Source organism: Wolbachia endosymbiont of Encarsia formosa, from assembly GCF_039540065.1.
GTDB lineage: Bacteria > Pseudomonadota > Alphaproteobacteria > Rickettsiales > Anaplasmataceae > Wolbachia.
The window spans coordinates 160,887-172,720 of the sequence record NZ_CP154278.1 but is presented as its reverse complement, the minus strand read 5'-3'; the positions used below and the strand labels follow the sequence as shown (position 1 = coordinate 172,720).

Genomic DNA, 11,834 nt, shown 5'->3' with positions numbered 1-11,834 from the left:
ATAAGTTAATTTACTTGACAGGAAACTTTTTTTTGCCATATACTACCCTTAATGAAATTTTAATATTTTTGGAGTATAGTTATGGGAAAATTTGAAGCAATAAAAACGCAATATTCAAACAAAGGAATTTGGTCAGCAGCTAAAGAAGTTTCTGTGCAAGGTTGGAATCTTGTAAAAGAAAATCCGTATAAAACAGCTGCTACTTTTGCAGCAATTGCACTAGTAACTTCACTTACAGCTGCTTATTTCTTAAGCCCAGCTTATGCGTCTTTCGTCGGTACGGTTGGAACAAAGGCTGCAGAACTTGTGACTCCTGCTATTGCTACAATGTCTGCATTTGAAGCTGCTCATCCACTTATTGCTAGTTTGGTAGTTCTTGCTGCAGTAGCAGCTTTAATAACTGCACCTGTGTATGCATATATGAACAGTAGTAAATCAGAGGAAGTTAAACCCTCTAGTAAAGTCATCGAGGAAACAAAAGAAACAGTGCACATAGAGGGAGAACCAAACACTCAAATAGATAATATTAAATCAATATCTTATCCTGTGAAAACTCCCTCTGCATAAATTATGTTTTCAACAAAAGGGATAGGCTTCTATCCCTTTTCATAATTTTTTTTTGCATTCTAAGTATTCCTGTTTGAAAGCCTACAATTATTATACCTACTGATTAATAATGTTAAGAATAAGTAAATCTTGTTTACTATTTGCATATGTCAAAATGAAAAGTGTTTGCATATTGTTAAAAAAGCAGTAACTTGTTATCAAGTGAATTCACTAATATTTGAGTAATTTAAATGTCAATTGACCTTAGTTTACCAGAATTACCCATATTGCACCCAAGGATTACCGTTGTGGGGGTGGGTGGTGCTGGTGGAAATGCTGTAAACAACATGATTCAATCCAATTTACAAGGGGTAAATTTTGTTGTAGCAAATACCGACGCCCAAGCGTTAGAGAAGTCATTATGTGATAAAAAAATTCAACTTGGTATCAACTTAACTAAGGGCCTTGGTGCCGGTGCTTTGCCTGATGTTGGCAAAGGTGCAGCAGAAGAATCAATCGATGAAATTATGGTGCATATAAAAGATAGCCATATGCTCTTTATCACAGCAGGGATGGGTGGTGGTACTGGAACAGGTGCTGCACCGGTAATTGCAAAAGCAGCCAGAGAAGCAAGAGCGGTAGTTAAAGATAAAGGAGCAAAAGAAAAAAAGATACTGACTGTTGGAGTTGTAACTAAGCCGTTCGGTTTTGAAGGTGTGCGACGTATGCGCATTGCAGAACTTGGACTTGAAGAGTTGCAAAAATACGTAGATACACTTATTGTCATTCCCAATCAAAATTTATTTAGAATTGCTAATGAGAAAACTACATTTGCTGACGCATTTCAACTCGCCGATAATGTTCTGCATATTGGCATAAGAGGAGTAACTGATCTGATGGTTATGCCAGGGCTTATTAACCTTGATTTTGCTGATATAGAAACAGTAATGAGTGAGATGGGTAAAGCAATGATTGGTACTGGAGAGGCAGAAGGAGAAGATAGGGCAATTAGTGCTGCAGAGGCTGCGATATCTAATCCATTACTTGATAATGTATCAATGAAAGGTGCACAAGGAATATTAATTAATATTACTGGTGGTGGAGATATGACTCTATTTGAGGTTGATTCTGCAGCCAATAGAGTGCGTGAAGAAGTAGATGAAAACGCAAATATAATATTTGGTGCCACTTTTGATCAGGCGATGGAGGGAAGAGTTAGAGTTTCTGTTCTTGCAACTGGCATTGATAGCTGTAACAACAATTCATCTGTTAATCAAAACAAGATCCCAGCAGAGGAAAAAAATTTTAAATGGCCTTATAATCAAATTCCAATATCAGAAACAAAAGAATATGCTTCAACTGAGCAAACAAACGAAAGGGTTAAGTGGGGCAGCAATGTTTATGATATACCAGCTTATCTAAGAAGAAAAAAATAATGCAATTTTGGCTACTCAAGTCAGAACCAAGTGAATACTCGTGGCAAAAAATGGAAAAGGAGCAGGTGACGCAGTGGAATGGTGTACGCAATTATCAAGCTCAAAATTACATGAGAGCTATGAAATTAGGCGATCTTGCATTTTTTTATCATACAGGTAAAGAGAAAGTTATACTTGGAATAGTTGAAGTATTAAAGGAGTATTATCATGTTTATAATTCCAAATTTGGATTAGTGAATGTAAAACTTTTGAAACCTTTAAGTAACCAGGTGACGTTAAACAGTATAAAACAAAACCCACTTTTGAAAAATATGGTTATATTAAAACAGTCACGTTTATCAGTTTCTCCGGTTTTAGAGACTGAGTGGAATAAAATAATAAGGATGAGCGAATGTTAGAAGTAAATATTCTTGATAATAGGTGGCATAGTATTACGAAGGACCCACAGAGTTTTGTATTAAATATTATTAATGCTTCTCTAAAAGAATTAAAAATAGATCATTATAAACCAAATATATCAATAGCTCTCGCTGATGATAACTTGCTACATCAACTTAATCTTAAGTTTAGAGAAATAGATAAGCCAACTAATGTACTATCATTTCCATGCGAACAGTTATCTAGTGAATGTGATCTAGGAGACATAGCAATTGCAGTAGATACAATAGAAAGAGAGTCTCATGAGTACTGTATATCTATCCTCACTCACACTGCACACATGTTAGTTCATGGATTGCTGCATTTACTTGGCTATGATCATCAAAAAGAAGATGAAGAAATTATAATGAAAAGTTTAGAGAGCAAGATTTTAGCTTTGCTTGAATTTGAAAAGGAAAAGTATGGTAGATAATACCAAAATATGTTATTTACAAAAAAGGGGTTTTAGCTGTAAAAGGTAAGCAATATGGTTCAGTTTTCTTTACCAAAAAATTCTAAAGTTAATAAAAAGGGCAAGGTTTATCCTACTCCTACTGGAGCAAAAAATATTAGAAGATTTCAAATTTATCGTTGGTCTGCTGATGATGATAAAAATCCAAGAATAGACACATTTTTTATCGATATGGATAATTGTGGCCCTATGGTACTTGATGCATTAATAAAAATAAAGGATGAAATAGATTCAACCTTAACTTTTAGACGCTCTTGCAGAGAAGGAATATGCGGATCTTGTGCAATGAATATTGATGGTACCAACACTCTCGCATGCACTAAATCTATACATGATATAAAAGGTGAAGTAAAAATATATCCACTACCTCATATGTATATAGTAAAGGATCTAGTTCCAGATCTAAGCCAATTTTATGAGCAATACAAATCGATTAAACCTTGGTTACAAACAGATAAATCTGCCTTACAAAATAAAGAATACTTTCAATCTCCTGAAGATAGAAAAAAATTGGATGGTCTGTCTGATTGTATACTATGTGCTTGCTGTTCGACTGGTTGCCCAAGCTATTGGTGGAATGGTGATAAATTTTTAGGGCCAGCGATATTACTGCAAGCTTATAGATGGATTGCTGACAGTCGTGATAATAAGAAAGAAGAAAGACTTGCTTCTTTAAACGACCCATTTAAGCTGTATCGTTGTCATACAATAATGAATTGTACAAAAACCTGCCCGAAAGGTCTTAACCCAGCAAAAGCGATAGCGAAAGTAAAACAGCTTATGGTAGAGATAGGAGGAATTTGAGTGTTATTTCTGGCACTCTTCGTAAGAAAATAGTAGACCCTCTGAAGCATAGGGTATTGTTAATACTCTAAACATTCTTCCGTTCATGAAATGTATTGTTTCACCATATGATTCTAGTAATCTTTTGAACAACTCATGTCTTTGATTATTAATAGTTTGAAAATCATTTTTTCCTAAAAGCTTTTTAGATTCAAATAGGTGAAGCATAATCTCGTGATAAGTTGGATAAGACTCCAAAAATTTTGGATCAAACTGAAAAGTTTTTATAAAAGCGTTATTATAAAATTTTAGCTTTTGATCCTTACTATATATCGCTACAGCAATCGATAGCTTCTCAAGCAAACTTTCTTGTGCAGATAAACAATTGCTTAGCTCAGTATGTAATTTTTTTTCATCACTAATATCTTTTCCATACATTACTATGCTATTAGAATTTTGCATTGGAACTTCAACAAAATTAAAAACCTTAGGTTCGTTCTTGTAAGTTATTACACACTCTCCTGGTTTTACGTTATAGGATCCACTCGCAACAGTAAATTTTTTAGAGCTGCCTATATATTTATCATAAAATAAGTTATAAAACCTTACTTTTTTATTCTTATTGTGCTTCAGTATTGGAAATGGTAAAGAGTCAAAAATTTTTTTATAGTTCTCCAATTCTTGCATAAGCTTACTATTTTCTAACTCAAGTTCGTTAGCTTTTATCTTATAATCTGAGATATTCCTTATCCATAACAACACACCAATCACGTTATTAGAATAATCTATTATGCTTCTACCATAACATGTGCAATAAACCTCACTGTCTTTTGACTTTAAATCTAGAGTAAAAGATTTATTTATTTCCTTTGCCTCAGCAAAACTTTTAATTAAGCTTTCTGATTGCTCAAAAAAATTTACAAACTCATTAAATGAATAAAAAACAGTATTAAGCAAAATTAGTAAATTGGGAGAAAATTTTTCTATACGTTTTTTTGCGTCCCAAATATAAAATCCATCATTCACAGTATCTATTAAATTATTTATGATAACATTTTGATGTTGTAAGTCCTTAATCTTATTACTAATTTTTAATTTAGAATATGAGAAAAAGAAGAATACTAGAATTAGTAGTAAAACTATTTCATACAAAAAAAACATAGCATTCTAAAACAAATATAAAAATTTATAACCTCTTAGCAAAGAGATTGTACTGAAGAGGTATATAAGTGAAGATTGCCCAATACCCTAAAGCCTAATCTTTTATAAAGGTTTACAGAAGGTTTCATGCAATGTGCTACTATGTATTTGCATTCAAATTGCCTAGCTATCTTTATTCTTTCTAGAACCATTTGAGTTCCTATTCCACGACCCCTGTAAATTGGTAAAACTCCATCACTATAAAAACCAGCTATGCTGTCTTGAATATAAAGACCGCATGTTCCAACAATTTCGTTATTTAGCATTACAAGAAAAAATCTTAACCTTGAGCTCTTATCATCATAATTCGATAATTGGCGAAAAAATGTGCTAACAATACTAATTCTATGATAAAAAATTTTAGAAGTGTGTAAATCTAATTGCTCTAAGAGCTCACTACTATTTACAACATTGAACTTCAAATTTGGAACAGCATCATCAGACAAAAAATAATCTTTTATATTGAGTAAAACTTTTTTTGGTGTGCTAACGTGTTTTATTTCGCATTTTTCTAAAATACCCCCTATTTTTATACGTGGACTTATTATCCATGTTGCTTCTATATTTCGTGCTTTGAGATAATTTAGAGTTCTGTATATGGAAAGCTCAGTACATTGATCTTCACAAAACACAAAATTAAATAACGATTCTCTGGTACCATTTACTGTAAATATAACATTATCAAATTCGTCATGTATTTCCCACTTGGACAAATTCGTTGCATAAAGTATATAATCCTTTAGGTTCTGAATAATTAAGCTTGAATAACAAATTTTTTTATTCTGCATAAACCAACAATAAACAATAAAAGGCTCCTATAAAAACAAAGGCTAAAATTGCAGATACAACATCATCTAGCATAATACCTAAAGGACCTTTTGTATTTTTATCAATCAAATTTATAGGCCACACTTTTATTATATCAAAAAACCTAAAGGAGAAAAAGCACACCAACAATACAGAGCTATTCATTTCTTGTTCTAATAATATTGAAACTAGAAGTACTGTCAGCAATTGACCAACTACTTCATCAATTACTACCTCTTTTGGATCATGCGGAGCTTTGTAATGTTGTATATAATTGCCTGTAGACCATAATCCAACTAAGAATAAAAAAAAAATAATTGCTGTACCTAAAATTCTGTCATTGAGTAATATAGGAACAATTGGGTAAGCAGCCAAGCTGCCTATAGTACCTGGCATGTGTTTTACCGTGCCAGATAGCCACCATGTTGATATTAATTTATATAAAAATTTCACAATATACCGAAATATAAAACTAATTTACAAGAACAGAAATAGTATCTTCTATAGAAGTATTTTCATATAGCAATCTATAGATCGCTTCACATATGGGCATTTTTATCTTTAGCTTTTCTGCTAAATCAAATGCAGACTTAGCAGTGTTAAAACCTTCAATTACCGACTTACCTTCTGATAAAATCTTCTGAGCACTAGAACCATTACTATTAGCTACTTTAGATCCAAAAGATAGATTTCTTGAATTTAATGATGTGCATGTCACAACCAAATCGCCTAAGCATGCTGGTCCAAGTAGTGTATTTATATCTACATTGCCGTCACCAACTTTTGCTGAGTATAAAGCCTTAATTTCACTCATACTTTTCGTAATTAATGCTGCATGAGCATTAAACCCAAACCTACCTAGAACAACCCCACATGCTATAGCAAAAACATTCTTTAACGCTGCACAAACCTGTATTCCTATAACATCGCTACTAAGGTACAATTTAATATTTTCTTGCTGTAGCTCTGATACTAATTTTAAACCTAATACTTCATTTTGACATGCAAGAACCATCGAATATGGTAATTTTCTTGCAACTTCTATAGCAAAGCTAGGACCAGAAAAAATAGCAAGAGGATTATTAGGTAAAACTTCATTGACTACTTCACTAGGTAATTTTAATGTAGATTTTTCTATTCCCTTACAAGCCAAAATTATTGCTACATTTTTTTTTAGGTTACAATCATTCAATTGATGACATATCTCCCTTAGAGACTGAGTGGGAACAGCTAGAATTATTACTGAAGCATTCACTGCATCTTCAATAGCTAATTTTACTGATACATTATCAGAAATTGGACAATCAGGTAGCTTGTCACTTTCTCTTTTCTCTTTAATTGATTCAAACATGGCCTTATTGCGAGTCCACAAAATTACATTTTTCTTACTACTTAATGAAATCGCAATTGCTGTACCCCATGCGCCAGCACCTAAAACTGATATTACCACTAAATATTCCTGAAAGTATTACTTATAATTTAAAACTGTAGAATAAGTAAATTAAAAATATAACATAGAAGTATAAAATAGTTTAAATATCTATTAACCTAAGTATTCTTTTAATAAAATAGCTTCTATTCAATATTTACTAAAAATAGTATTATTATAGTATATCTATTGTATTTTAGATCTATTTGTATAATTTTGGAACGACATATTAACTATTAATTAATAAGTGTAATTTCTATTATTCATTAATAAAAATTTGATTTGTTACTTTCCTTGGTTATATATATTACTAAAATTATAAATTATTTATGGGGTGTAAAATATGCGTATATTATTAATTGAAGATGATCAAGTAAGTGCAAAGACCGTAGTTAATGCCTTAACTTCTGATGGACATTTTTGCGACGTTGTTACTTCTGCACAAGATTATAACAATAATATGGTTTCCTCGGGTGGAGACTATTACGATCTAGTTATTCTAGATATACACCTTCCTGGTGATATTGATGGATATGATATACTGTTAAGATTAAGAAGTGCAAAAATCAAAGTTCCTGTTTTAATACTTTCGTGTATCTCTGCTGCCAACCATAAAGCTAAAGGACTTGGGTATGGTGCCGACGATTACTTAACCAAGCCATTTCACAAGAGCGAATTATTAGCTCGAATTAAGGCCATAGTCCGACGTACTAAAGGTCATCCCGAATCAGTGATAAAGATTGGTAATATAAATATCAATTTTGATCACAGGATTGTTGAGGTAAAAGGCAAAACAGTTCACCTTACTAACAAAGAGTATTCCATGATAGAATTGCTGGCATTGCGTAAAGGAGCAGTGTTGACAAAAGAAATGTTTTTAAACCATCTTTACAATGGCTTGGACGAACCTTCAGACAACAAAATAGTTGATGTTTTTATGTGTAAATTACGTAAAAAACTTGAAAGTGCAAATGATGGAATAAGCCACATAGAAACCGTTTGGGGTAGAGGATATGTCCTAAAAGAGTATGTTGACGATGAAGAATACTCTAGTGCTAATATAAGCGAAAGCAGTATTGACTATCAAGCAGAACAAGTGAAGGACAGTGCATGAAATGCTTTATTCACCCATTCATTGAAGCAACAAAATAGGTAGATGAAATAAGATAAAAACCAATCGTAAAAGTGAGGTAACATGGTTAGTCTTTTAGAACTTTACAAAGACTTGCAGCAAAAAATAGAAAAGTTGGAAGCTAAGCTAAAAGTTATAGGTAAGAAAATAAGGTTTTAGAGATAGAGGGTGATGAGTTAAAGGAAAAGCTTTGTTAAGTTCAAAAGGAAATGCAAAAAGAGATAAGCCAAGAAGTAAAAGGAATATAGGTGGTCAAATTGAGCGTACAGGGTATGTGAAATGTTTGATACATTTACATAGTATGGCTGACATTCATGCGTTGACTAGGTGAAATATAAGCCGAGTTCTGTTTATGTAGCTATTTATCTGGAGTAAATGTTACCATTTACTTCGTGCGATTTACCCGAGTAGATATGAGAAAAACATAAAATCTACTTCTATTTAATCTTGCTCCTAGTGTTGGTTACTTGACTACCAATGTTGCCATTGTTATGGTGTGCTCTTACCACACCTTTTCACCCTTGCCTAATAATATTTAGGCGGTAATTTTCTGTAGCCCTATAACTGGAGTTACCTCCGGCGGGCGTTACCCGTCACTACCTTTTCTTGGAGCTCGGACTTTCCTCTGCTGTGTTTATCACACAACAGCAGCTACTTATTGCACCTAGGAATTATACTTTAACATTAAAATCATAAAAGCAAAAGAAAATTTCCTAACAGTCTACATACTAAAAACATTCAGACAAATAGCTAAAGGTGATATTCCGGTACATCATCGCTATCCCAAGATAAGCTTTTTTCACTTTTAGACTCTAGCTCAGTCAGTCAAGATCCTGGTCCACCTCTTGAAGACGATGAGCTACTTCTTGACCGACTACTACTCTCCACCGATATACTGTTTAGCACTGTTTCAGATTGATCCATAGTTCACATAGATATATGTCTCATTCTGTTATTAGCGATAAAAATTTCCTCATCGCTATTGCCACTTGAAGATGATCGCCTTCTATCATTGAAATTAGTTAGTTCTAACACAGGAGCAGCATTACGACCCTTAACATATTTGTATTCTATGAATCCTATAATTCCAGCAATACTTATTATCGCTCCAACCAAAGACCCACCTATCATTCCTGCCCTATTAGACTCTATAGCAAGCTGAGTGGGCTGTGGTGAAGGAGTAGTTTGAGGAAGTAAAGTTGTAGTGAACAGAGGAATTGTTACCTTTGTTCCAGTACTTGATATAGTGGACACTGTTTGTATAGTTTTCTCTGAGTTTGTTGTTGGCGCATTAGTTGGCATTGTAGTAATCATAGTTGCTTATGAAGTCGCAATAGTTTCAGCTACTGTTGTTGGTTATGATGACGTACTCATCTTAGTTGTTAATTCTGTTAAAGGCTTACTCATCGTAGTACTGCTTGCTGTAAAAGTTGACTCAACAGTCGCTGCTGTAGATTTTACAGTGTTTGTCTCAGTTTCCGAAGGCACACTAGTTGACGTTTTAGCAACCGTGGTCGTTTGTGAAGTAGAAGTTGTTTTTGCTACTGTTGTTGGCCCCACTGTTACTGTACTTGTTTGAATTGTTGACTCTGTTGAAGGCCTACTCGTTGTAGAAGTAGGTGCAGTGGTAGTTGATACTACTGTTGTTGGCCCCACTATTACTGTACTTGCCTGAGTTGTTGACTCTGTTGAATGTTTACTCATTGTGGAAGTTGGTATAATGATAGTTGATGCTTATGTTGTTAATTTGGTAGTCTTTACACTGTAGGTTTCTGTTGTGCTAGTAATTGCAGCAGTCGTCGTTTTCTTAGAAGTCACAACCGTCTCTGTAACAGTTATAGGAGCCACAGTACTGCTGGAAATAATACTAGGCATCAATTGGCCGTTAATGATATTAACAAAATCACTGAGAGCTTTGATACTGATTGTCGGTATTATCGTTGCTTCAGAAGATTTTCCAGAGCTCTCTCTATTAAAAGTTATAATACTCTCTCCAATTACCGCAGTGACGATAAAACCTCCTTGGCCATTGTCTTTAACGTACAATTGTTCTATAGGATCTTCACATTCACAAACAGTAAAATTTAATTTTGGTCCTTTCTTAGCAAGGCTTACTAAATGCAATTCTTGCGTATTAGAAGATTGTTTTTTTGCAAGAAAAGCAACCTGATCATCGCCTTCAGTTTGTTTCACATACTGTAAAAAGCTTATTTCATATTCTCTGGAAAGAGATAGTGCTTTATTATCTATCTGACATCTCTTACTAAGCAAACATTCATCTTTCTTTCCACTTTTTAGATCCTCAACCACTTTGGCTATATCGAACTTAAAAATATTTGTTCTTACTTCTTGATTTTTAGTAATCTTTTTCACCTGTCCATAAAGCATCGTATTTTCATCTAGTACTAATTGCCCTGGATTATCAAATTTGAATAATTTTCTTTCTATGATGCCGTTTGTTTCACGCAAAACGTTAAATTTTTCATTCGTGTATGATTGTAAATACCAAGAAACTAAAGCTTGATCCTTTAAGTTATGAGCAATTACAACAACATTACCATTACCAACTTTTACTGCTTTTGGTTGAAAGTAACTATTGCCTTTATTTGCATCATTGTGGTTATTAATGTTTTTTTGTAATTTTACTTTTCCTGAATGCTCAACTGAGGGTGCATTAGTTGAATGTTGAATTTTATAAGTGTTAAACATTAAACTTTTTATGTATTTTTTTCCTTCTTCGTTAGTTTCTTCTTCAGGAAAGATAACTCCAACTTTGTCTACTTCAGCTGAGTCTTCTATTAGTGCAGGAGATAATTGGCCCTTAAATTCATTTGCTACGTTGACACCTGTATCACACTCGTATGTTTTCGATTGATATAGTGGGCTAATAAGTAACTTTACTCTACTGCTTCCATTACCGTTATCTTGATAGCTGAGTCCATAAGTAACTCCATTTCCTTCAATCAACCCTATGTTTTTTGGATTAAAACCTATCTCTTCTTTAACTTTCAGTATAGTTGTATTAACTCCAAATAATCTACTTAATACAGACATAATTGTATTTAAAATCTTAATAAAATGCTATTATGATTGTTTCCGCGTGTTAATGTCAATGAAAATTTTAACTAAAATTAAGAAATTAATTTTTTAAGCACTTTGAGGTAATACGCTAATAAACCCAAACTTTTCATAAAAAGTATATTTCCTTTGAAACCATATAATAAATTTAGCAGCTTGTTGACAACAGAAATTCCTTTACAAATTGTCCCAACTTCCTTATCATGAGAGTAAGAGTATTTATGCTTGTTTTTAATCTCTGCAGATTTAATAACAAAATTCAGAAAAAAACTCAAATATTTATTGGCAAATTACATAAAATTATAGCGGCTGCATGTCTTTTTTATTTTTTCTACATTCAGCTAAATCGCGCTTGTTAGCACATTATCAATTTACATTATTATAGGGTCAAAACTCGTTATACGGGGTTTTTTTGCCTTTTTTTATTTGGTTAATTTCTTAATGTTTATAATTCCGCTACGTGTTAGTGATATAGCTATGCAAGAAGTAGTAGAAAGCTAGCTTGTATTAGCTTTATTTGTTATATATACTACA

The 11,834-nt window shown here is 33.0% G+C and carries 11 protein-coding genes, 1 other RNA gene and 1 pseudogene; 7 read left to right on the top strand and 6 right to left on the bottom strand.

Translation table 11 applies throughout. From position 1 onward, the window contains the following. Positions 1 to 81: 81 nt before the first annotated feature. The 5 genes from AAE962_RS01000 to AAE962_RS00980 all read left to right on the top strand — a co-directional run bounded on the left by AAE962_RS01000 (position 82) and on the right by AAE962_RS00980 (position 3,675). Positions 82 to 567: a hypothetical protein gene (locus AAE962_RS01000; RefSeq protein ID WP_343289209.1), complete on the top strand. Its 486-nt coding sequence runs from the start codon at positions 82 to 84 to the stop codon at positions 565 to 567. A 230-nt stretch (positions 568 to 797) separates the two neighbouring features. Further along, positions 798 to 1,982, top strand: coding sequence for a cell division protein FtsZ (ftsZ, locus tag AAE962_RS00995; protein WP_343289208.1), 1,185 nt, complete (start codon positions 798 to 800; stop codon positions 1,980 to 1,982). Next, the gene (locus tag AAE962_RS00990; protein WP_343289207.1) at positions 1,982 to 2,380 is read left to right on the top strand and encodes an EVE domain-containing protein; all 399 of its coding nucleotides are present in this window, start codon (positions 1,982 to 1,984) and stop codon (positions 2,378 to 2,380) included. The genes ftsZ and AAE962_RS00990 overlap by 1 nt, the downstream gene beginning before the upstream one ends. Then, positions 2,374 to 2,832, top strand: a complete 459-nt coding sequence (gene ybeY, locus AAE962_RS00985; protein ID WP_343289206.1) for an rRNA maturation RNase YbeY — start codon at positions 2,374 to 2,376, stop codon at positions 2,830 to 2,832. The genes AAE962_RS00990 and ybeY overlap by 7 nt, the downstream gene beginning before the upstream one ends. Before the next feature lie 54 nt (positions 2,833 to 2,886). Further along, on the top strand, positions 2,887 to 3,675 hold the full coding sequence (locus AAE962_RS00980; RefSeq protein WP_343289205.1) for a succinate dehydrogenase iron-sulfur subunit: 789 nt from the start codon (positions 2,887 to 2,889) through the stop codon (positions 3,673 to 3,675). A 3-nt stretch (positions 3,676 to 3,678) separates the two neighbouring features. Here AAE962_RS00980 and AAE962_RS00975 read toward each other — a convergent pair whose 3' ends face one another. The 4 genes from AAE962_RS00975 to AAE962_RS00960 are packed head-to-tail and all read right to left on the bottom strand — an operon-like array spanning position 3,679 to position 7,111. Then, complete coding sequence (locus AAE962_RS00975; protein WP_343289204.1) at positions 3,679 to 4,815, bottom strand: hypothetical protein; 1,137 nt, start codon at positions 4,813 to 4,815, stop codon at positions 3,679 to 3,681. Between the two features lie 35 nt (positions 4,816 to 4,850). Further along, on the bottom strand, positions 4,851 to 5,642 hold the full coding sequence (locus AAE962_RS00970; protein ID WP_343289203.1) for a GNAT family N-acetyltransferase: 792 nt from the start codon (positions 5,640 to 5,642) through the stop codon (positions 4,851 to 4,853). Further along, complete coding sequence (locus tag AAE962_RS00965) at positions 5,632 to 6,114, bottom strand: phosphatidylglycerophosphatase A (RefSeq protein ID WP_343289202.1); 483 nt, start codon at positions 6,112 to 6,114, stop codon at positions 5,632 to 5,634. The genes AAE962_RS00970 and AAE962_RS00965 overlap by 11 nt, the downstream gene beginning before the upstream one ends. A 19-nt stretch (positions 6,115 to 6,133) precedes the next feature. Beyond that, positions 6,134 to 7,111 carry an NAD(P)H-dependent glycerol-3-phosphate dehydrogenase gene (locus AAE962_RS00960; RefSeq protein ID WP_343289201.1) on the bottom strand — a complete coding sequence of 326 codons (978 nt, stop codon included), beginning with the start codon at positions 7,109 to 7,111 and terminating at the stop codon, positions 6,134 to 6,136. A 322-nt stretch (positions 7,112 to 7,433) separates the two neighbouring features. Here AAE962_RS00960 and AAE962_RS00955 point away from each other — a divergent pair, with 322 nt between their 5' ends. Next, on the top strand, positions 7,434 to 8,204 hold the full coding sequence (locus AAE962_RS00955) for a response regulator transcription factor (RefSeq protein ID WP_343289200.1): 771 nt from the start codon (positions 7,434 to 7,436) through the stop codon (positions 8,202 to 8,204). 208 nt (positions 8,205 to 8,412) lie between these two features. Beyond that, on the top strand, positions 8,413 to 8,553 hold the full coding sequence (locus AAE962_RS06710) for a hypothetical protein (RefSeq protein ID WP_410543835.1): 141 nt from the start codon (positions 8,413 to 8,415) through the stop codon (positions 8,551 to 8,553). On the opposite strand, the gene rnpB is transcribed toward AAE962_RS06710, so the two are convergent. Together rnpB and AAE962_RS06705 are read right to left on the bottom strand one after the other, a co-directional pair. Further along, positions 8,542 to 8,890, bottom strand: an RNA gene (gene rnpB / locus AAE962_RS00945) — RNase P RNA component class A. The genes AAE962_RS06710 and rnpB overlap by 12 nt on opposite strands. Positions 8,891 to 9,047: 157 nt before the next feature. After that, a pseudogene (locus tag AAE962_RS06705) lies at positions 9,048 to 11,276 on the bottom strand (hypothetical protein). Between the last annotated feature and the right edge of the window lie 558 nt (positions 11,277 to 11,834).

Bases quoted from the DNA above. Each gene is read 5' to 3' on its own strand.
- AAE962_RS00990 (WP_343289207.1), top strand. From the start codon at position 1,982: ATGCAATTTTGGCTACTCAAGTCAGAACCAAGTGAATACTCGTGGCAA.
- ftsZ (WP_343289208.1), top strand. From the start codon at position 798: ATGTCAATTGACCTTAGTTTACCAGAATTACCCATATTGCACCCAAGG.
- AAE962_RS00980 (WP_343289205.1), top strand. From the start codon at position 2,887: ATGGTTCAGTTTTCTTTACCAAAAAATTCTAAAGTTAATAAAAAGGGC.
- AAE962_RS00975 (WP_343289204.1), bottom strand. From the start codon at position 4,815: ATGTTTTTTTTGTATGAAATAGTTTTACTACTAATTCTAGTATTCTTC.
- AAE962_RS00955 (WP_343289200.1), top strand. From the start codon at position 7,434: ATGCGTATATTATTAATTGAAGATGATCAAGTAAGTGCAAAGACCGTA.
- ybeY (WP_343289206.1), top strand. From the start codon at position 2,374: ATGTTAGAAGTAAATATTCTTGATAATAGGTGGCATAGTATTACGAAG.
- AAE962_RS00970 (WP_343289203.1), bottom strand. From the start codon at position 5,642: ATGCAGAATAAAAAAATTTGTTATTCAAGCTTAATTATTCAGAACCTA.
- AAE962_RS01000 (WP_343289209.1), top strand. From the start codon at position 82: ATGGGAAAATTTGAAGCAATAAAAACGCAATATTCAAACAAAGGAATT.